Origin of the sequence: Parabacteroides sp. AF21-43 (assembly GCF_003635435.1) — a bacterium.
GTDB classification, from domain to species: Bacteria; Bacteroidota; Bacteroidia; order Bacteroidales; family Tannerellaceae; genus Parabacteroides; species Parabacteroides distasonis.
In genome coordinates, this window is the sequence record NZ_QTMG01000038.1 from 21,435 (window position 1) to 41,821 (window position 20,387).

At 46.5% G+C, this 20,387-nt stretch carries 14 protein-coding genes and 1 pseudogene; 6 read left to right on the forward strand and 9 right to left on the reverse strand.

The genetic code is table 11. The annotated features are described in order from the left end of the window. The first annotated feature begins 67 nt into the window (after nt 1–67). The 3 genes and pseudogenes from DWX84_RS22005 (at nt 68) to DWX84_RS22255 (ending at nt 2,773) form a co-directional block, all read left to right on the forward strand. Nucleotides 68–724 carry a hypothetical protein gene (locus DWX84_RS22005; RefSeq protein ID WP_005866294.1) on the forward strand — a complete coding sequence of 219 codons (657 nt, stop codon included), beginning with the start codon at nt 68–70 and terminating at the stop codon, nt 722–724. Next, nucleotides 721–1,473, forward strand: coding sequence for a DUF6377 domain-containing protein (locus DWX84_RS22010; RefSeq protein ID WP_005866296.1), 753 nt, complete (start codon nt 721–723; stop codon nt 1,471–1,473). The genes DWX84_RS22005 and DWX84_RS22010 overlap by 4 nt, the downstream gene beginning before the upstream one ends. 149 nt (nt 1,474–1,622) lie before the next feature. After that, nucleotides 1,623–2,773, forward strand: a pseudogene (locus DWX84_RS22255) (family 16 glycoside hydrolase). A 343-nt stretch (nt 2,774–3,116) separates the two neighbouring features. On the opposite strand, the gene DWX84_RS19695 reads toward DWX84_RS22255, so the two are convergent. Both DWX84_RS19695 and DWX84_RS19700 read right to left on the reverse strand, forming a co-directional pair. Continuing rightward, nucleotides 3,117–3,608, reverse strand: coding sequence for an NUDIX domain-containing protein (locus DWX84_RS19695; protein WP_009017132.1), 492 nt, complete (start codon nt 3,606–3,608; stop codon nt 3,117–3,119). A gap of 3 nt (nt 3,609–3,611) precedes the next feature. Next, nucleotides 3,612–5,705 carry a DNA topoisomerase 3 gene (locus tag DWX84_RS19700; RefSeq protein ID WP_005858139.1) on the reverse strand — a complete coding sequence of 698 codons (2,094 nt, stop codon included), beginning with the start codon at nt 5,703–5,705 and terminating at the stop codon, nt 3,612–3,614. A gap of 188 nt (nt 5,706–5,893) precedes the next feature. Between DWX84_RS19700 and DWX84_RS19705 the strand changes: the two genes are divergently transcribed. Next, on the forward strand, nt 5,894–6,472 hold the full coding sequence (locus DWX84_RS19705) for an RNA polymerase sigma-70 factor (protein ID WP_048927792.1): 579 nt from the start codon (nt 5,894–5,896) through the stop codon (nt 6,470–6,472). A gap of 14 nt (nt 6,473–6,486) precedes the next feature. On the opposite strand, the gene DWX84_RS19710 is transcribed toward DWX84_RS19705, so the two are convergent. The 5 genes from DWX84_RS19710 to DWX84_RS19730 all read right to left on the reverse strand — a co-directional run bounded on the left by DWX84_RS19710 (nt 6,487) and on the right by DWX84_RS19730 (nt 16,545). After that, nucleotides 6,487–8,259, reverse strand: a complete 1,773-nt coding sequence (locus DWX84_RS19710) for a DUF5107 domain-containing protein (protein ID WP_232054482.1) — start codon at nt 8,257–8,259, stop codon at nt 6,487–6,489. Nucleotides 8,260–8,312: 53 nt separating this feature from the next. Continuing rightward, nucleotides 8,313–10,136: a DUF4091 domain-containing protein gene (locus DWX84_RS19715; RefSeq protein WP_048927793.1), complete on the reverse strand. Its 1,824-nt coding sequence runs from the start codon at nt 10,134–10,136 to the stop codon at nt 8,313–8,315. Nucleotides 10,137–10,259: 123 nt separating this feature from the next. After that, entirely contained in the window at nt 10,260–11,906 is a 1,647-nt protein-coding gene (locus DWX84_RS19720; protein ID WP_048927794.1) for a RagB/SusD family nutrient uptake outer membrane protein, read from the reverse strand. 27 nt (nt 11,907–11,933) lie between these two features. Further along, complete coding sequence (locus DWX84_RS19725) at nt 11,934–15,341, reverse strand: TonB-dependent receptor (protein ID WP_036610542.1); 3,408 nt, start codon at nt 15,339–15,341, stop codon at nt 11,934–11,936. A gap of 190 nt (nt 15,342–15,531) precedes the next feature. Next, nucleotides 15,532–16,545: a FecR family protein gene (locus tag DWX84_RS19730; RefSeq protein WP_122377597.1), complete on the reverse strand. Its 1,014-nt coding sequence runs from the start codon at nt 16,543–16,545 to the stop codon at nt 15,532–15,534. A gap of 110 nt (nt 16,546–16,655) precedes the next feature. Here DWX84_RS19730 and DWX84_RS19735 point away from each other — a divergent pair, with 110 nt between their 5' ends. Continuing rightward, nucleotides 16,656–17,198: an RNA polymerase sigma-70 factor gene (locus tag DWX84_RS19735; RefSeq protein ID WP_036610548.1), complete on the forward strand. Its 543-nt coding sequence runs from the start codon at nt 16,656–16,658 to the stop codon at nt 17,196–17,198. A gap of 7 nt (nt 17,199–17,205) precedes the next feature. Here DWX84_RS19735 and DWX84_RS19740 read toward each other — a convergent pair whose 3' ends face one another. Together DWX84_RS19740 and DWX84_RS19745 are read right to left on the reverse strand one after the other, a co-directional pair. After that, the gene (locus DWX84_RS19740; protein ID WP_036610550.1) at nt 17,206–17,787 is read right to left on the reverse strand and encodes a hypothetical protein; all 582 of its coding nucleotides are present in this window, start codon (nt 17,785–17,787) and stop codon (nt 17,206–17,208) included. Nucleotides 17,788–18,156: 369 nt separating this feature from the next. After that, a complete protein-coding gene (locus DWX84_RS19745) occupies nt 18,157–18,777 on the reverse strand; it encodes an HU family DNA-binding protein (protein WP_036610553.1) in 621 nt (206 codons plus the stop codon). A 434-nt stretch (nt 18,778–19,211) separates the two neighbouring features. Here DWX84_RS19745 and DWX84_RS19755 point away from each other — a divergent pair, with 434 nt between their 5' ends. Next, complete coding sequence (locus tag DWX84_RS19755; RefSeq protein WP_048927796.1) at nt 19,212–20,183, forward strand: FecR family protein; 972 nt, start codon at nt 19,212–19,214, stop codon at nt 20,181–20,183. The last annotated feature ends 204 nt before the right edge of the window (nt 20,184–20,387 follow it).

Genomic DNA, 20,387 nt, shown 5'->3' on the forward strand with positions numbered 1-20,387 from the left:
GGTAAGCTATTTATGCTCTGTTGATTTGACTGAACCCTTTTCTTTTGGATAATTCTCAGTTCGTGTAATGAATAAACTAATAAAGGTAATCTTATTTCTAATTGTCGGGATGGTTCAAGCCTTCGCATGGGGAGGGCTGAGAGGGGACACGTTGGCCAAGGAGCTGGATGAAGCTGTCTTGAATAGATCTTTTTATCTGCAGCAACGGGAGCAACGGATCACGCAGCTAAAGGACATGTTTCTCTTGAGCAAGATATCGTTGTGGCAGGAATATGAGATCAACCACCAATTATACGAGGAATTCAAGAAAATACAACAAGACTCGGCCATCTATTACATAAAGCGGAATATGGAGATAGCGTCATTTATGAAGGATACGGCACGCATCTATACTTCCCGCTTACGACTGGCTACGCTTTATGCTTTCTCCGGGATGTACCGTGAGTCGGAAAGTCTGTTGCGAAGCATAGACCGTGAATTGCTGTCTAAAGAGCAGAAACAGGATTTCTATGAGGCTTATTATTCGTTTTTCTCTTATTACAGTACGAATCTGGATTCTTTTGAATATAGGAAACAACTTGATTTATACAAGGATTCGTTATTGTCTGTCTTAGATACGGCCTCTTATCGGTATAAGATAAATCTGGCGCAGAAATATCTGGCTCACGGACAGGCGAGGTCTGCGGAGAAGGTGCCGTTACTTGCAATATACAGTTCCGCATGAATGAGATCTCTAAATTCTATCCTATCATTAATGCTTCCTATCAGACACGGGAAGCTCAAGGCAAAAGGCAATTGATGACTTATTTCTTGTTGATCAGCCTATTGACGCTCTTTCTGATCCTTTCTCTTGCCTATGTGTATAGGCAGATGCGGAAGATCTCAGCGATACGAGAAGAGTTGGTTAATACCAATGCCTGTTTGGTAAAGTTGAATGGAGAGATAAGCGAGACGAATAATTTATTGCAAGAGCGAAATATACAGCTATCGGAGTCAAATCATATCAAGGAGGAATACATCGCTCATTTCCTCGATCTCTGCTCCACCTATATTAATAAACTGGAGGATTACCAGAAATCGCTACAGAAAAAGGCGATGAATAAACAGTTGGACGAGTTATTCAAGATGCTCCGTTCGACCCGTATGGTGGAGAATGAGGTGGAAGCGCTTTATGTTAACTTCGATCGAATCTTTCTTGGATTATATCCTACGTTTGTCAGGGACTTCAACGCTTTGTTGCAGCCCGAGGAACGTATCGTCTTGAAATCGGAGGATCTGTTGAATAAGGAACTTCGTATATTCGCCTTGATGCGGTTGGGAGTTACGGACAGCGTAAGGATAGCCGCTTTTCTCCGTTGTTCGTTGAGTACGATCTATAACTACCGGACCAAGGTACGTAATAAGGCGTTAGTGCCTCGTGATGAGTTTGAAGGTTGGGTGATGAGGATCGGGGTTAACCGGAATCCGTTATAATCAATCTACATTTTTTAGGATAGTGATCTTTATTAACTGATTTGTATTTAATGGGATAGAGGATCGTACTGTCTACATTTTTATATCAATCTTCTTTTTGCTTCTTATTCCCGGATACATTTGCGGCATAACTTTTAAAAAGAGATGCCATGAAGATTAAATTAATGATTGCCGTCGTGATCGCCTGTTTGGTGTTCACGGGATTTACGAAAGAGAACGTATCCGATACGGTCGATCACAACGCATGGAAGACATCCGGCGTCGTGGTCATACAAAATGATGTTCTTACGTTGGCCGGTTCCAACGCCCGTGCTTTGTTGAACGATGGCAAAGGCTATACGAACTTCGAGTTAGATATGGATGTACGTACCACGACCGGTGGCAAAGGTTATATTGGTATCCATACGGACGCTACGGATCGTAAAGGATACCGTATCGCCTTGAACAACGATCGGGAAGATCCGGTTTGGTGGCGGATGACGGGTAGCTTGGTGTCGGTCCGGAACCTGACGAAGAGTTTCGTGAAAGAGAACGAATGGTTCAAGATGAATATCCGGGTAGAAGGACGGCTTGTCCGGGTGCGGATTAATGGTGAGACTGTCGTAGAATATATAGAGCCTTCCAAACCTTTCCGTTTGAAGGAGAACGCTAAAGCATTGTTATCCCAAGGTACTATCTCGCTGGTGGGTACGGGACGTGGAAATCTTCAGTTTAAGAATATCTCTTTAGAGGCGTTCAGCGCGAAAGGAATAGACATTCCCGCTCAATGGGGGAATGCCGTGGATGAGCAGACGGACGTGAGTGGGTAACAACCTTTTCGGAGGCGGCCCGCAACAGCTTTGACTATGTGTTTACCGATGCCATGACGTTTCTGGATCATAAGGGGCGGCGTACGCACCTATGGGTAAACAAGGAAGTGATTATCGACGATGAGCAGGCATATATGGATATGATGTTGGACCGTATCTGTTCTGTCTTGGAAGAGCCGGTCGATATGTACGTGAATTCCTGTTTCCTTCCCGATGCGATGAGTGACCGATATGATATGTTTTGGACAGAAGAGCGTATCGACCGTTTCGTGAATGCCTTGGCAAAAAGTGGAAAGGCTTTGGAGATAAACGAGCTTTATCATATTCCGAATAAAGCGATCATTCAGAAAGCGAAAGCCGCGGGTGTAAAGTTCACGTTCGGTTCCAACAATATCACGCCGGAGGTAGGAACGCTCGATTATTGTATCCGTATGAAAAAGGAATGCGGTTTGACGGCGCAAGATATGTATAAACCACACATTAATATATAAGATTAGTTTTAAGGTCTGAACAAACATTAGATTTAAGGTAGAGGTATTAGTGCTTTAGGCAAAGATTGTTAGGTTTCGAGGTAAGATACATATGGAGTTACAGTTATAATATAATAGGTCGATTACTATAGGACAAAACATCTTATTTACTATATATAAAGATAATCATATATAGTTACATTCCACAAACCACGACGTGAACTGTACAGACCACAGCATGGTTTGTATAATTCACGTCGTGGTCTGTACAGTTCACGTCGTGGTTTGTGGAATGTAACAGTATCTTACGAAGAATGAACAGGCTCTTGAATAACTATTCTAGCTGAAGTGTAGCGTTTTTATCCTATAGGAAAATAGCGGTGAATTCCTTTTCGAAATTCGGGGTGAATGCGCCTTTCCCCAGATTCTCTTTGATCTCCTCGATCGGCCAGAAACGTCCTCCGTCCAGTTCCTCGGGATCGGGGGTGATGGGGCCATCGTAAGTGGTCCGGAAGCTGTTTACCAATTCCTTCTCTATGGAAGACTCGAATATATAACGTTTGATGAAGACAGGCGTGAAATCGGTAATGCCCAATTCCTCACGAACCTCACGGCGCAGGGCCTCTTCCACGCTTTCTCCATAATCAATATGCCCACCTACGGCCGTGTCCCATTTTCCCGGTTGTATATCCTTGTTCATGGAACGTTTTTGGAGATATAGATCTCCATCCTTATTAAAGATATGTAAATGGATTACGGGATGTAGCAACTTCCTTCCGCTATGACATTCCTTGCGAGTAGCCTTTCCGATCGTCTCACCTTCCTCGTTTACCAGAGGAAACCATTCTGTTCTCATATTTTAAATAGACTTTAATTTACTGATAACCGTACCTAACTCCTCATCCGTTAAATTATTTCCATACGTAGCGTAATCCAAGCGGAACGTACATCCGTTCTTGTATTCGGAGCAACCATAAGCGGTTTTGCCCCGGAGGATAGAGCCTTTGTGACAGATGGGGCAAACGGGCTTATCCGTTGATGGAAGCTCCAATTCAGGAGTAGCCTCTGCTTTCTCTTTCTTGGCACGAGGCTTACGAGGTTTCTTTTCCTTTTTCTCCTTGGGTTCGTCTTTGGGAGTTTCTTTAGCTGCTTTAGACGTATCCTCAATCGTAATCGTTCGCCGGGTTTGGTCGGAAAGGACGTTTATGACGACCTCGTTTACCATCTGCTTCAACTCATCCAGAAAAGTACGGGCCTCATAAGTCCCTCGTTCAATCTGGCGTAGTTTCTTTTCCCAAAGCCCCGTCAACTCTGCGCTTTTCAGCAGTTCCTCATGGATCGTGCCGATCAATTCCGCGCCGGTAGCGGTGGGATAAAGATTCTTACGTTCCTTTCGTATATAATTACGCTTAAATAAAGTCTCGATGATCGCCGCACGGGTAGAAGGACGGCCGATACCGTTTTCCTTTAAGGCATCCCGCAGCTCGTCATTATCCACTAATTTACCGGCGGTTTCCATCGCCCGCAATAAAGTAGCTTCTGTATAAGGTTTCGGAGGCTGGGTCCAAGTCTCTTTCAAGATCGGTTTATGCGGGCCGCTTTCTCCTTTCACGAAATCGGGCAATACGCCTTCTTCCTCGGTAGGTTCAGCCTCCGGATCTTTCTGCTCGGCTCCGAATACGACACGCCAACCCGGTTTGAGGATTTGCTTTCCAGTCACCTTGAATTCTACCTTATCCACTTGACCCAAGACCGTAGTGGTCGATATCTCGCAATCCGGATAAAAGGCGGCAATAAAACGACGGGCTACCAAATCGTACACCTTCCGTTCCGTATCCGTAAGATTGCGGGCGGGGACTCCGGTAGGGATGATCGCATGGTGATCGGTAACCTTCGAGTTATCAAACACTTTCTTGCTTTTCGGCAATTTCTGATTCATCAAAGGAGCGGTAAGCTCCGTATAATCCACCAACCCTTTCAAGGTATTGGGAACTTTCGGATAGATATCATCACTAAGGAAAGTCGTGTCTACACGTGGGTAGGTTGTCACCTTCTTCTCGTAGAGCGATTGGATCAACTTTAGCGTATCGTCCGCCGTAAACGCGAATTTCTTATTACATTCCACCTGCAACGAGGTCAAGTCGAATAGGCGGGGGGCGAATTCCTTCCCTTTCTTCTCGGTGATACTGGTAACAGTAAAATCCTGTTCCTTTACCTTCTCCAGAAAAGCCTCGCCTTCCTCTTTCTTCGTGAACTTACCTTTCGTGGCGGAGAAAGTCGTATTCCTGTAAATGGTCTTTAATTCCCAATAGGGTTCCGGCTTGAAATTGTCGATCTCGGCTTGCCGGTTTACGATCAAGGCGAGCGTCGGGGTTTGCACACGGCCGATCGATAATACCTGCCGGTTCTGCCCGTAGCGCAAGGTATAAAGGCGGGTGGCGTTCATCCCCAGCAACCAGTCGCCGATGGCACGGGATAGCCCGGCCTCATATAACTTATTGAATTCCGTCTGTTCTTTGAGTTTTTGGAAACCTTCCCGGATCGCCTCCTCCGTAAGCGAGGAGATCCAAAGGCGGTAGACCGGGCATTTACAACCTGCCTTTTGCATGACCCAGCGTTGGATCAGCTCTCCCTCTTGGCCGGCATCACCGCAGTTAATGACCATCTCGGCATTTTGCATCAGGCTCTCGATTACCTTGAATTGTTGCTCATACGTAGGATTCTCGATTAGTTTGATACCGAACCGGGGAGGGATCATAGGTAGCGACCCCAGACTCCAGCGTTTCCAGTTCTCCGCGTATTCATGCGGTTCTTTCAGGGTACACAAATGCCCGAATGTCCAAGTTACCTGATATCCGTTTCCTTCGATATACCCATTCATTCGTTGGGTTGCCCCTAATACTTCCGCGATTTCCCGGGCCACACTCGGCTTTTCGGCGATACAAACTTTCATCAATACATCATCCTTTCTTAAATGAACAGACAAAAATACATGATTATTTCCGAATGAGCAAAGATGTTTGTTATCGCGAGTTTATAAAGCTGTATGATGGAGTCGCTGATTTTGGTTCAATTTGTTTTTACTTTTGGGTATTTTGCATATATTTGAACCTATGTAATCGAAGTGGGAGATTAAGTCGAATGGCAGACATTGATTCAGAGAAAGAAAGAAGACTTGTGGCAGACTTGCTAGAAGGGGACGAGTCGGCCTTTTGTGAATTATATGCCCTGTATAAGGACCGCTTGATGTGGTTTTCCTTGAAATTCCTTAAATCCCGGGATATGGCGGAAGATGTTTTTCAGGATGCTTTCGCCTCTATTTGGCAGAATCGCCGTTTCTTGAACCCGAATGTACCTTTTGGCCCGTATGTGTATACGATCGTGAAAAATCGGATCTTAAACCTGTTGGCGGGACTGGATCGTGAGTTGGAGCTGAGGGATAAGATACGGTCCGCCTCATTGGATAGCACGAACGAGACGGAGGACTCGGTATTGGATACGGATTTAAACGCATTGTTGGATAAGGCGCTTGAAACGTTGACCCCACAACAAAAAAGGGTTTTTGATATGAGCCGTAAAGATATGAAATCCCATAAGGAGATAGCCGACAGTTTGGGTATCTCGGTATATACGGTACAACAACATATCTCTACGGCCTTGAAAGTGATCCGGGCGTTTCTGGCTAAATATGCGGAGACTTATATGACGCTACTGCTCTAAACACACACCTCCCTTTATTCATATTCCCGATAGGCACCGAACCGGGCTAAGCGATCCTCGCCGAGTTGTTCCGGTACAGGTTGAGGGGAGAGGCCCAAGCCTTCGTTGATCTGTTCCCAAAGTCCCGTACGGGTGTAAGTTTGATGCACTTTCTGGAAACGGGTGGATAGTAATAAATCCTTGGCTTCTTGATATTGCTTCTTATCAATCAGTAGCTGTACCTTTCGCTCGACCACCCATTCATCAGAGGACGCGTTTATCTTATCCAGCCATTTTTCCCGTTCCGATAAAGCCTCTGTTCCAAACTTCTTTAATACTTTATCCCGCTCGATAACCAACTGGGGATGTAGGTTCAACCACGAGGTCTCGGGGATAGCGGCGTAAGTATCTCTCGCCTTTTCCCACGCCTGCCGACGAACATATAGCCTTGCCAATAAAGCTTTCGCCAGATCGATATCCGGGATGGATAGTTGTTCGATCGCCTCCTCTACACGTTCTCTTCCAGCCAACCAAGTCCCATAGTGGAATTGCCAATAATCCCGTTCCGGCCGGGGAGATATTTGGATCGCCCAACGAAAAGCATCGTCCAGATCTTCCATGCCGGATGGAGCCCACTGCCCATCTTCCGGATAGGGAGCGGCGGGAAGCATGGACTTATTCTTATAGGCATCGGCTAAGGCGATCCAGATGGAAGATTCATTCTTCCGGGCCCAGTCAAATAGCGGGATGCGATCGATCGGGCGAAGCCTTAATGCCGGAACCTTTAAGGAATAGATATCCAAAGGCTGATCTGTCGGTATCCAATATTCTACGTGATTCTTTTTCTCGCCGGGACGCAATTCGAGCTTGATGGACTGGTCGCTGATTGGGCCACCTTGGATTTCTACGTAAGGCTGCCGGTCGGGGGTACTGAGCATGGACCATTCCTTGTCGCCGGCTACGCCATAACTCCATAGCTTGATACCGGGCGTACTGGATTCGTCGGCGATATGATAGAGCCCGCTGCCCAAGGAGGGAGTGTAGGCCCCGAAAGCATTCACGTCTTTCGTTTTCCAGAAGTAGCCGGTCATCTCTTTGATATCCCGTTCATGATGGGTTCCTTCGGTTTTCCAGTCGATCGTGTCCAACGTGGAGGCATGGGATAATACGGTCCCGTTCGGGAAATCGTATTGGGTATCCGGTGCGCAAGGAAGGGCGGCGTTGGACCATGACATCCATGGATAGGCTTGCTTTCCCGGGTTGTAGTAAACAACCCTTTGGGTAAGGCATTCGTCCTTATCTCCTAAGGAATATTCTACAGACCATTGCATACCGTAATGAGATTCCCGTTCTCCGCATGTTACATATGTGCGGTCTCCCGTATGATCGATCTGATAAAGCACCGGCTCATTTTGCGTGGGAGAGTGGGAGATCGGGAAACTGACCTCGATCCCCCCGGCCACGAAATAGAAACGGGGTAATATCCGTGTGTATTTGATTACGTCCGGCCTGTACAAGACCTCCTTGCCGCTCTCCTTGTGAGTGAGGGATATTACTTTCCCGCAAAGATCGGGGCAGATGATAGCCTTGACTTTCTCATTCTCTAGCGAGATCATCCGGTACCTTTTAGGTACCGGACGATTTGAGGTCTCGCTATAACTCATATAGGGGTATACGCCATTCGGGTCCAAGGCGGTCGGTAGCGGGCCGGTGGGCGTCAATACGTGCGTCAGTTGTATCTGGTCGAACTCCTCGCAAACAACACCTGTTGTTTGCGAGAAGGCTGGCCCTGCGGCTACGCTTGCCATGAGTGATAGGATTAAACGATATGCTTTCATGTCTTTCCTGCTATATAAGCCCATTATTTCGCCAAAAGATCGGACAGTTGACGGATGATGAGGTTACCCTTACGTACATCCGCCGAGATCTTGTTCTCATCGAACTCTTTCTCTTTCGGGAAGATAGACAAATGTTGGTCTAGCTGCTTCAATAAGCCTTGGGCTTGAGCGTTACCCGATTGGGCGGTCAGTTCCCGTAAGATACGGACCTTCTCGAAATCCACGATACCTTCTCTCATTTTCTCGAAGCGGATGCAACTTTTGCCTCCCGGATATACCATGTAGCAATCGCCTGCTGCCCAAGAGCCATGACGTGCGTCGCGATCGGCATCTTCCGGCCAAGCGTCGTAAGCCCATCGCAAGAAGCCGTCGTACCCATACGCCATTACATACCAACTGATCCAACGTCCCTCGATAGGAGGAGAGAACACGAAGTTGTTCGGGATCGGCGGGTTACAGCATACGTATACGGTGGACGTGCGTCCGGTGGCGGCCCGTACCTTTTGCTCGGCGATGGTAGGTTCCTCTCCGTAAAGGAAAGAATAATCGTCCAGCAGTCCGTCCAATTCCTTATGCCAATTGCCGGCGTAAGTGATCTTCCAGCATTTATCATGGTTGCGCACGACATTGATAGCCGCTAAGGTCTCTTCCATCGGATTCTCGTTGATTCCGATATAGGTGATGTCCAACCAGCTTTTAGCTTCTAGATGGAACTTGAAATCCGTGAGGAAGATATTCCACATCTTCTTGAATTCCTCTGAGCTTGGCGCCCAGTTGATATAAGAATAATCGCCCGTAGCCTCGTCCTTATAGCGGTGACGGAATCCCCAAGGAATCGGGGTGTAGAGGGTGATTGCCTCGTCGATGCCACATTCCATCGCTAATTCTACGTACTCGTCGAAGATCTTGTAGTCGAAGGCCCATGTGCCGTCCGCTTTCTTGATCCACTCGATCATACCCCCCTCGATCATATAGGAGTTATCGGACCAAGGAGAATGTACTCCATAAGTCGTGATGTAGGTACCACCCGCATCGGCATAATGCTTCAAATGCTGCTTGAGAAGCATTTTATGTTCTGGTGACCACGGTTCCACGTGATTGTACCATGCCACGGCCCACGGGTTCTGCCATAGGTCCAGACGGTATTTCCAGTCTTTCGGATAGGGGAGCAACTGGTTTTGCACCACGATCTCCAGATTCAATAGTTGAGGAGCCTTGCCTTTCGCCCGCACCTCCACTTTGCCTTTATACGTACCGGGAGCGGTTCCTCTCGGCACATCCACCATCATCCATACCGGACGGGTGGTTTGGGAAGGGAGATCGAAGCGGTCCAGCGTCTCGAAACGGTCTGGCATCAAGAAGCCGGATTTGTAGGGAGATTCCCCGCAGATGGCTTTTTTCTCGGCATATGGATAATTGGACAATACGTAACGCACCAACTCGAAGGTAATCCGATCTTTCGGGATGATGTTTCCCTCGGCGCTCCTCAAGTCTTGTGTAGAGACACGTACTTGTTCCAACGCTTCTGACGACCATACCAATATCTGGGCATTCGCTCTTTCCCCCCTCCAAACGGTCGTAGAGTAGGAAGATGATAAATCGTTGTCATGGTTTACGGGTACTTCCTTCCGGAAATAAAGCCGGTCGGTCGATCCGAAGGCGGAATGGATACCCGCCTGATTGCTCCAAGCGGGTTCATTCACGCAAAAATCAAATGTTAACTCCGGGTCATAGTGGTGACTCCGTACAGGGACAAACGTGGAATCCATCTGCCCCGGATACACTTGGCCTAGACTGATATGAGAATAAATAAAAAAACTAGCTACCGCTAAAAAGTATTTCTTCATGCTATAAAAATTTAAGATAATTCATATTTAAATGGGATTCCCCTCCCAGATAGGTAGGCCCTCCCTTCTCGTATAGGTAGGGCCTACCCTCATATATATAGTCGCTTATTCTTGGAAAAACCCTTACCAGCCCGGATTCTGTTCCAAGGTTCCTTTCGACAATTGTACCTGTTGCAAAGGGATCGGGGATAGCCAATGCTTCGGTGTCTGGAACTTGCGGGCGGATGCGGGTTGGGCGATGATAAAGCCATCGCTATCCACCTGTATATCCTGCCCGATCACCAACTCCGGGAATTTCTGTTGATACTCCGTACCCACGAATTTCACGCCACGGATCGCAAGGGGAAGAACCGTTTCCGCCGTGCCCCAACGACGTAGGTCGTCCCGGCGGTATCCTTCGAATGCCAGTTCCACGGTTCTCTCACGCCGGATCTCTTCCAGCATATTCAGGCCGTTGACGGAGACGAAAGCGTTGGTTAGGTGAGGCATATTCGCCCGGTTTCTCAGATCATTGATGGTGATGTCTAACTGATCGTCCGTGATTTGTCCGTTCTTCTCGTATAAAGCCTCGGCGAGGATCAGCAGGACTTCGGCGTAACGAAACTCCTTGAAGTCGTATTCGCCGATGAATTGAGCGGCATCCAATGTCTCATCCAAGAACTTACGGATCATATAGCCTGTGCGTGTAGCGCTATTCCCTACAAATCCAGGATAGGTAGGTGTCCAGAGACCTCCCTCGAAAAAGACCTCGCTACCGGGAACGATAAACGTCTGCTCCATACGGGAGTCCCGGTTCTCGAATTCACTCGTCTGGTATTGGAATCCCTTAAATAAAGGGGATTTGTCGATGGGCAGACCATCGTTACATAAATACATATCCGCAAGGTTTTTTGTAGGAACCATGGCACCGAACCAAAGTTCCCGTGTCCAGTTATGGGTCACTCTCAATTTATAATAACGCCTTGCCAATAAGACCTCCTTGCTATCATCCCCCTCTAAGATATGTAGATATTTATAGCTTTCCTTCCCTTTATCCCGGAACAAGGCGTATTCCTTGGAATCCACTAGGGCTTGGGCGGCATCGATAGCCGATTGGATATACATATCGGCATTGGAGCCTTGATGGTATTTCTCCCAAGTTCCCTCGTACAAGGATACGCGGGCTTTTAACGCTAAGGCGGCCCCTTGCGTGGTACGGCCCAATTCCTCGGTAGTCAACTGGCTTTGCTTGGGAAGCAAAGGAATCGCCTTATCGAGATCGTCGATGATAAAATCAATGATCTCCTGCTGGGAGGAGCGAGGCGTGTAAAGCTGTTCCGAGGAGGTATTCAAGGGAATCTCTATCTTGGGAACCCCTCCGTAGAACTTGACCAGTTTCCAGTAGTTGTAGGCCCGGAAGAAATGGGCCTCGGCTTTCCAGCGTCCGATCTCGTCGTCGGTCAATCCAGACTCCTCCGCTTTCTTGAGCAGATAGGAAGTGGATTGGATGAATTTCCAAGGCTCATCCCAATCATCCGAATTGACCGGTGCTAAATAAGAACCATCGCTTACGTCGTCCGCCCCCGAACCGAAAGCGATATCCGAGTTCTTATCTATATATTGGGAGGCCTCCATCAGGCTGAAGTAGAAATCATTGGCGGCCAACTCGAAATCGGAAGGCTTTTGCCAAAATACGGCGTCGGACACTTGATCCATAGGTGTCATATCCAAGTCGCAACTAGATAGCCCGAGTGTGGCCGATAGCGCTATAATTATATTAAATCGTCTCATACTGCTAATTTGTTTTTTCGTGGAACCTTAGAAAGTTAAGTCAATACCGAAAGAATAATAACGTTGGAACGGATAATTGAATCCGGCTTTGTCCGACTCGGGGTCCCATCCTCCTTTTACGTTATGTATCTCGAATAGATCCTGTCCGCTTACGTAAAAGCGTGTCCGTTCGATGCCTAGTTTCTGTAACGCACCTTTGGGGAGCGTGTAGCCTATCTGGATATTCTTTAGGCGAATGTAGGCGGCGTTGATCTTTTGCAGGGTGGATGCCTGATAATTCCAATGCCGGATTTCTCCATGCGTCAAGCGGGGATAATAGGCGTCCGGGCGATCCTCGTTCCATGTCTGGCCGTAGTAGAACTGGGGCGGGTATCTCCACCAGTCGCTCCAAGGCATGGCGAAGTCTCCTTCACGGAACAAGGTGCGCTTGGCAACTCCTTGGAAGAATACGCTGATATCGAAGTTGTTCCATTTAGCGCCCAGATTCAATCCGAAGGAATAGCGGGGAGTGGTGGAGCCAACGTATTCGGCGTCGCCGTCATCCCCATCTTTATCACCGTAGGTGGAGATCTTACCGTCGCCGTTCAAATCCTTGAACTTCGCGTCTCCGATGCCGATATTGGAAGGTACGCCCTCTAGTTTCTTATAAGCGTCGAGATCCGCTTGGTCCTTGATCACGCCATCGTATACGTAAGCGAAATAGGAATTCATGGGATAACCTTCCCGGGTCTCGTTCAATCCTAGTTTATAGGTATCGGCACCTCCGTATTCAACTAATTTGTTCACGGCGTCGGTCAACTGGAATTGGGCAGAGTATTCAACGTTGCCGATCTTGTCGGTCCAGTTCAATGTCAACTCGAAGCCGTTCGTGCGTAATTTACCCGAGTTCGAGTAGGGTGCCTCCGCGCCTAACATGCTGGGATAAGTTACCGGAATTAACATATTATTATTCATTTTTACGAAATAATCAAACGAGAAGCCGAGGCGGGAATCAAGGAAAGCGGCATCGACACCCACGTTGACATTCTCCAGAATTTCCCATGTCCGGTCTACCCCGGCCAATACGTCTAAGCCCATGGCTTGGCTTTGGGAACCGTTTCCGAACGGATAGATTAATTTAGTTCCCCAGCCATCGTCCCTAAACTTTAGCAACTGGATATAGTCATACAGGCGGATACCTTCTTGGTTTCCGGTCTGTCCGTATGATGCTCTTAACTTCAGCTCATTGAATACCTTGGAGTTTTTCAAGAAGTTTTCTTGCGAGATACGCCAGCTGGCGGAGACTCCGGGAAACATCCTCCACCGGTTGCCGGGGGCGAAACGGGAACTACCGTCATAACGGAAGTTTGTCTCCAGAATGTACTTGTTCTTAAAGCTGTAGCCTAGGCGGGCGAAGGTAGAGCCGGTAGCCCAATGCTCGGCTTTGGCGTCGTTCTTCATATTTCCCGTGCCTCCGAGGTTAAGCTCCCACAGCTCATCCGAGATGAAGTTATCACGGCGTGCCATGAACATGCGGACTTCCTCCGTCTCGTAGGCCATACCTAACATGGCGTCCAGATGGTGGTCCGGGCCGAAGTTCTTATCGTAATTCAAGTAGGCCGTGTAATTTTGGTAAACGGTCTCTTCTGTCGTGCGATCCACGGCAGACTGCTCCGGACTTCCCGCTCCGGTGTAGTAGGTGATATTATTGTCCCATGTATAAAGAGGGATCGCTTTCGCTATGTCCTCATTGTTCTTGTTCTTATAATTAACACCGGCTTGGGCGGTTAAGGTCAGCCCGTCGATAATGTTGGCGATTAACCTGAAATTACCATTCATCTCCCGGGTCTTGAACGTGGCGGTCTCGCTCTCTTTGGCCAACGCTACGGCATTGCTCCAGCCTCCTTGGGTGAAGAAGTTACCATCGGCATTATAGACCGGGTGGTTAGGCATATCCAGAATCGCCTCACCGATTACCCACGCTCCGTTGCTGCCTACATCGGTACGTTTATTATTGTCCAAGGCTACTTTGGTTTCCAGCTTTAACCAATCCGTGATCCTATAATCGTAGTTCATACGTAGATTATACTTGGTGTTATTGTCGTCGGCATATTTTACGACTCCGAATTGCTTGCTATAACCGGCGGATAAATAATAATTGGATTTCTCGCCGCCACCGGAGATAGTGAGATTGTGCTTATGCTGAACGCCGTTGTTCAACAGCTCGTCCATCCAGTCCGTGTTCGTAAAGAACAATTTCCATCCTCCATACAACGGGTGATCGATCGGATTCGGGTCGTTGGACAAGATCCTATCCAGAAGCTCTTGCGTATACATAGGGGCGGAGCCGTTATGGATATTGGCCTCGTTGTCCATGATCGCCATCTCATAATTGGTTGGCGCTTTCATCATACCGGTCATCTTGGAGATCGACAAGTTTCCATTGTAAGTGATCTTAGGTGCGCCGGTCGCTCCCTTCTTGGTCGTAATCAAGACAACGCCGCCTGCGGCCCGTGCTCCGTAAATAGAGGCGGAGGCATCTTTTAAGACGGAGATGGCATCGATATCCTGCGGATTGATCATATTGATATCACCGGGAATACCATCTACTAAAACCAGCGGGGCACTGTCTCCGTTAGCGGATGAGACTCCACGTATGTTCATCTTAAAGTCCTCGTTACCCGGCTGGCCGGAGCTTCGTTGGATAACCATCCCCGGTATTTCTCCCTGCAAGGCGGATAGCACGTTGGTCACGGGCTTAGATTCGATAACCTCAGAGGTGACTTTCGAGATCGCTCCGGAAAGATTGCTTCGTTTCTGTGTTCCGTAACCAATCACGACTACCTCGTCAAGCTTCTGGGCGTCTTCCTTTAGCTGGATATTAAGGGTCTTGTTGTTGCCTACGGCCACTTCTTCCGATAAATAGCCGATGTAAGATATGAGCAGGATCGATTTACCGTTCGCCTCGATGCTATACTCACCGTTCAGGTCGGTAACTGTCCCTTTGGACGTACCTTTTACCACGACGTTCGCCCCGATGATCGGTTCGCCCCGTTCATCTGTAATGATACCGGTCACTTTCCGGTCTTGTGTCACTGGAACGGAGGCGTTGCCCGCATTTCCGAGACTGACGGCTATCGTGTTATTCTCTCGCTTAAAATAAAGATTGGCTTGCCGGGTGATCTCGTTCAATACGCTGTTGATGGGAGCGTTCTTGAACTTTAGGTTAACTTGTACGTTCCGGTTCGCGATGGCTTCTCCATAGAAAAACTTTAATCCTGTCTGCTTCGACAAATCATCGAAGACTTTTTGTATGGGTTGGTTTTTTACTTGAATCGTTATTCTTTCTTTTTGATTTTCTTGGGCTTGCAGAGGCTTAGGGGAGCTTAACGCTAAAAAAACTAAAATAATAGAACAACACATCCAATTATACCTAGTAATAGTTGGAAAGTTCATAATTTTGTATGTTTAAAGGTTGTTTTTATACACTTTTAAAAACAGTCCGATTTCTGTAATCTCCAAGGGGGTCCAATCCAAGGGTGTACATATCGGGAAAGATAAAGGGAGATCGAAGGTCAGAGGTCGGTTTCCCTTTTTTATGTGGCTATGCTTAGGTCGTATCTTTCATGACAAATCGATTTTAAGGTTAATAACTCGTATTGTATAACACGATCCGGTTTCCTTCCGTCCGGTATCGGATGCCGGTTGAATATTGAATCGCGTTCAGTACGGCTTCCAGACTTTTATTGTCGTGCTCGCCATAGATGTAATCGTCGAATACGCTATTCGGATCGAGTACGATCGCTTGATTATACATCCGTTCCAGATCATGTACAACGCTACTAATAGGTGTCCGGTTAAAATAAAGGCCACCTTGCAACCATGCCGTTACTTTTTGGACGTCCTCGTTCTTTTTAAGGATCTCTCCATTCGCGTTATTCACGATTACTTGCTCGTTCGGTAATAGGCGCATTACGCTTTCGGGCATATCCACCTCAACTTTTCCGGTCCGAACGCTGACGGCCATCAACTCATCCTCTTGATAGGCTTTTACGTTGAAAGAGGTTCCGAGTACTTTTACGTCGGCTTGTCGGGTACGGACGATGAAGGGCTTGCCCTCGTCTCTCATGACATTGAAAAAAGCTTCTCCTTCCATTTCTACCAAACGGATGTCAGAGGTAAATTCCGTTGGGTATCGCATGACGGTACCGGCGTTTAGATGAACGACCGTGCCATCGGGAAGGGTGACTTGCTTATGTTCGCCATGATTGACGCTTATTTCCGTTAGGAGATGGTCGCTGGCAGATGTATGCTGCTTCGCTGAATGATTTAGGTATAGTTTCGCTCCGAATCCGATGGAAACGATAATCGCTATGCTCGCCGCATACTTGATGAAAGTGGATAGGGAGATTCTTCTTTCTCTTTTACGTGTCTTATCCAACAGGTCTTGCGCCTCCTTCTTATAAAGCAGATGATTATGGGAATCGGATTGAGGTAAGTCCTGCGCTTCGCTCCAGACCCGGTCCATTTCGCTTTCTAATTCTGCTCGCTCCGTTATGGATGAGGCTAACTTCCGCAAGGTCTCTATATCGTTCCGTGTATAGAGTCCATTTACGTATCGGATTAATAAATCGCTTATATGTTTGTTTTCTTCTTCCATTATTTCTCGTGCTATATTAATAGTACAAAGAAGTCCGGGAGAACTGGGATATCATTAACTTTTATTAGTATATGATTTTATTATCTTCGCGAAACGATATGTGATGCTAAATGAAAGAGAGACAAATTATAAAGTCGTTGAAAGAAGGAGATAGGGAGGCTTTTTCGATGTTGTATAAACAATATTGGGAAAAGGTTTATCATTTCTGCGGGCTTTATTTGAATAATCGGGATGTGGCCGAGGATGTGGTACAAGAGGTGTTTATCAAGGTCTGGGAGTCGAGGGAATTCATCCGGGAGGATGATAACTTCAAGGGGCTTCTGTTTGTCATCAGCCGTAACTTGATCTTTAATCAGCACCGGAAGAACGTGAACGAGGACTTTTATAAAATGACGGTCTTGTCCGCTATGGAGACCTCCTACGACTTAGAGGAAGAGATCACCGCCTATAACTTGGGGGAGTATATCGATCATTTGATAGAGGAATTGCCGGAAAGACGCCGGGTTATCTTTAATCTAAGCCGGAAGGAGCATAAAAGCTATAAAGAGATAGCCTTCCAACTCAATATTTCGGAGAAGACCGTTGAGAACCAGATCAGCGAAGCCTTGAAGTTCTTGAAGAAAAATATCATGTTACTTATCTGGTTTATCTAGCGCTTTCCTAGGTCACGTATTTATAGAGTCCGGAAGTGCCACTGCGTTCGAATACGCCTTTTTTTATCAGGCTCTCCTTCAAGAGGGCTAAGGAATGAGCGCCGAATCCCCTGTATTTTAGTAGGACTTGTAGTCCTTTATCTTTCGTGTATCGCAGCAGATCTTCCAATGTATAGATTTCCATTTTTCGTAACATGTTTATCGTTCGGGTGTCTAGGTCAAAATCGCTCACGAGAGATAAGGAGAGTACATTCATGATATCGTCCGTAATGATTAGGGGTAATTCATGGGGAAGATAGATATTAGGTGAGATTTCTTTTCCCGATAAGTCTTTTATCGTTCTCAATAACCGTAGGTTCTCTAGTTTCAGGGATCTAAGCTCTAACTCTTGTTGGCGACAGGTTCGTAAAAGAGAGGTCATTTGTAGTTCGGTCTTGGTTATAACGGCTTTTTGGCGGTCAAATTCATTAGCCATGGCGATAATATGCCGTGAATACTCTTTCAGGCTTTGTACATTAATATATATACTGTCTTTGGAGGATGTCACCTCCTGATCGGGAATTTGTTCTTTTACGTCTAGCCTTGTCATAATATATTCAAAAGTATTTTATCGTGAATAAATATGATGTAGCGACGATATCATAAAAAAGCATGGAACTGTCGCTACTACCCAACGTGTAGGGTATCCCCATACCCTTGAAATCGATAATAGACAACAGCCCATGCTTTATTATATATATTTGAGTATATACAATTAGCATGGGCATTTAGTTGCTATTATTCCGATTTCTTAATTACGGGGATAATTTACACGAAGGGAATAATATCTTAAAATGCCGTATTTATAATTAGTGCCACACAGGGATTATCGCTTTAACCCCATTATCGGTAGCACGGCAAAGATAGTCTTTCTTCTTTGATAAATAATAACGATTGTGGTTGTTTTTCGTCCTAAGTTTTAGTTTTGCTCGTCTTCTTTTTCAGGCAGCACATAAATCCGGTGTGTTCGATATCCTACGCTGGCTATTACGTTATCCTTGATAAATTGCTTGATATCCTCGCTCGCACGGTAGCGGGTACAATTGTTCAAGCCGGCGTAATCGGTGAGATTTATATATGAGTTTCTTTCTAGATAAGATAACATCTTAGTCTTCCTTCCCTCGATTCCCGTTTTGGGCAGATTTTCCCGTTTAACCAAGATGGGGGCGTTCTTTTTTACCATCTCCTTCAGTCGGGGAGAGCAGCGGAAGTTAACGCCGTGTATGCTAGCGCTTGATTTAGTATTTCCTTTCTGGTCCGTTACTTCTTTGCTTTTTACCGATGGCGAGAAATGTCCCAATCCTTCCAGTTCCACGCTGTACCCATAGGATAATTCCCTGCCGATATAGGAAGTAAGCGCCTCCAATACACCTTTTATGTCGGCGGAGGTGACGGATGAGCATTCGGAAATATACTCACATATATCGTTCATGCGTTTGGTATCTCTGGTGATGACTCGTGCGCAGGATGTTGGCCCGCGTTGTTCATTGCCCGGTGTATTATAAATACTGACTTGGATGCCACTTCTTGGTTTTCCCATGATTTTCTCGTTATTTAAATGGATAATGTATAGGATGCCTCGGAGATTTAACGTTTATCTCTTTGGCGTTTCTATTTGATGAAATCGGTTGCCGACGCCCTCGGCAATGCTGCTGACGCTGTCGGAAATATTGCTGACGGCGTCGGAAATACTGCCGACACCGTCGGCAACCAATTTCATTGAATACAAAGGACGGAAATATAAGGATGGAAAGCAAGGAAGATACTGATAAAACACAATTTCGTAAAGATAATTTTAAAGAGTACCTATAAGTAATGGACATTTAATTGTACTTGAGGCTTTAGGCATGATTATTTTTCAATCGTATTTGGGTATCTTATCTGAATTTGATTAACCTAAGCGAATTTTTTTATCTTCCAATAGGGGGGAGGGAGTCGTGGCGTGTATTTATAAATAGAACAAGAATAATAAACATGAGCGAAGATACGAGAACGATATTGAAGAAGTTGATGCGAGATGCTCTGGATGAGAAAGATCGGCAACGTTTGCTGTGTGACCCAAAAGTGGAAGAGCGTATGCGTTCCCAATGGGACGAGGCTGCGGATCGCGTGAATCCCATGGTGGGGAATCGCATGTGGAAACGAATCATAGCCCGGACAATGGCGACAAACGGTGTCCGTAAACTCTGGGTCTATAAGATTACGGCGATAGCCGCCTCCATATTGCTACTTTTAGGTGTAGGAAGCGTAGTTTATTGGTCTCATACGAAAGAAGATCAATATATATATGTAATGGCCTCCGGTGTCCGTTGCATAGAGTCGGTTTCCTTATCGGACGGTACGACCGTGAGAATGGGGCCGAATAGCCAATTGATCTACCCAAAGAGTTTTGATGGCAAGACCCGTGATGTGGAATTAAAAGGGCAAGCCTTCTTCGACGTAGCGAAAGATCGGGAAAGACCATTTACCGTGCATACCAAGAACATGGATGTAACGGCCTTGGGCACGGCCTTCGAGGTTTTCAATTATGATTCCGAGAGCAAGTTGGAGACGATCCTGTTAAACGGTAAGGTGAAGATTGGCTTGGGAGGTCCCAATGTGAAGAACAGGCGTGAGGTGATATTGAATCCGAACGAGATGTTGGTTTTCGACAAACAAGCGAATACCGTTAGAGTTAAGACGGTTAATGCCGAGGAGTATTCGGGTTGGCGTAACGGTGTCCTCAGTTTTGAGAACGAACGCTTGAGCATGATCCTTACCCGTCTGGAGCCTTGGTTCGGGCGGAAGATAAAGTGCCCGAAGGAGATAGCGGAGAAATATCGGTTTACGTTTAAGGTACGGGATGAGTCCTTGGAGCGAATCCTGTTTATGCTGAGCAATACGTCGCCCATTAAATACAGAGAGAAAGACAATGAATATGAACTATATATAAAGGGAGATAAATGAGTGTCTAACGTTAAATTCTAGGAGATATGCTTGTTAACAGTTCTTGAGTCTAATAAAAAACAGGAGGAAAAACTAGGTTTCTCCTCCTGAGCAAATGTTCTTGACGGCAGGCGTTAGGAGTTGAGAGGCCGACACACCTGCTAATTTATTCATCAGAAACATTACAAAGTTATGAAAAATCTCTGGAAAAGACGAATAAAAAGG

Bases quoted from the DNA above. Each gene is read 5' to 3' on its own strand.
- DWX84_RS19710 (WP_232054482.1), bottom strand. From the start codon at position 8,259: ATGGCAAGCGTAGCCGCAGGGCCAGCCTTCTCGCAAACAACAGGTGTT.
- DWX84_RS19730 (WP_122377597.1), bottom strand. From the start codon at position 16,545: ATGGAAGAAGAAAACAAACATATAAGCGATTTATTAATCCGATACGTA.
- DWX84_RS19740 (WP_036610550.1), bottom strand. From the start codon at position 17,787: ATGACAAGGCTAGACGTAAAAGAACAAATTCCCGATCAGGAGGTGACA.
- DWX84_RS19755 (WP_048927796.1), top strand. From the start codon at position 19,212: ATGAGCGAAGATACGAGAACGATATTGAAGAAGTTGATGCGAGATGCT.
- DWX84_RS19745 (WP_036610553.1), bottom strand. From the start codon at position 18,777: ATGGGAAAACCAAGAAGTGGCATCCAAGTCAGTATTTATAATACACCG.
- DWX84_RS19715 (WP_048927793.1), bottom strand. From the start codon at position 10,136: ATGAAGAAATACTTTTTAGCGGTAGCTAGTTTTTTTATTTATTCTCAT.
- DWX84_RS19705 (WP_048927792.1), top strand. From the start codon at position 5,894: ATGGCAGACATTGATTCAGAGAAAGAAAGAAGACTTGTGGCAGACTTG.
- DWX84_RS22010 (WP_005866296.1), top strand. From the start codon at position 721: ATGAATGAGATCTCTAAATTCTATCCTATCATTAATGCTTCCTATCAG.
- DWX84_RS19695 (WP_009017132.1), bottom strand. From the start codon at position 3,608: ATGAGAACAGAATGGTTTCCTCTGGTAAACGAGGAAGGTGAGACGATC.
- DWX84_RS19720 (WP_048927794.1), bottom strand. From the start codon at position 11,906: ATGAGACGATTTAATATAATTATAGCGCTATCGGCCACACTCGGGCTA.
- DWX84_RS19735 (WP_036610548.1), top strand. From the start codon at position 16,656: ATGAAAGAGAGACAAATTATAAAGTCGTTGAAAGAAGGAGATAGGGAG.
- DWX84_RS22005 (WP_005866294.1), top strand. From the start codon at position 68: ATGAATAAACTAATAAAGGTAATCTTATTTCTAATTGTCGGGATGGTT.
- DWX84_RS19700 (WP_005858139.1), bottom strand. From the start codon at position 5,705: ATGAAAGTTTGTATCGCCGAAAAGCCGAGTGTGGCCCGGGAAATCGCG.
- DWX84_RS19725 (WP_036610542.1), bottom strand. From the start codon at position 15,341: ATGAACTTTCCAACTATTACTAGGTATAATTGGATGTGTTGTTCTATT.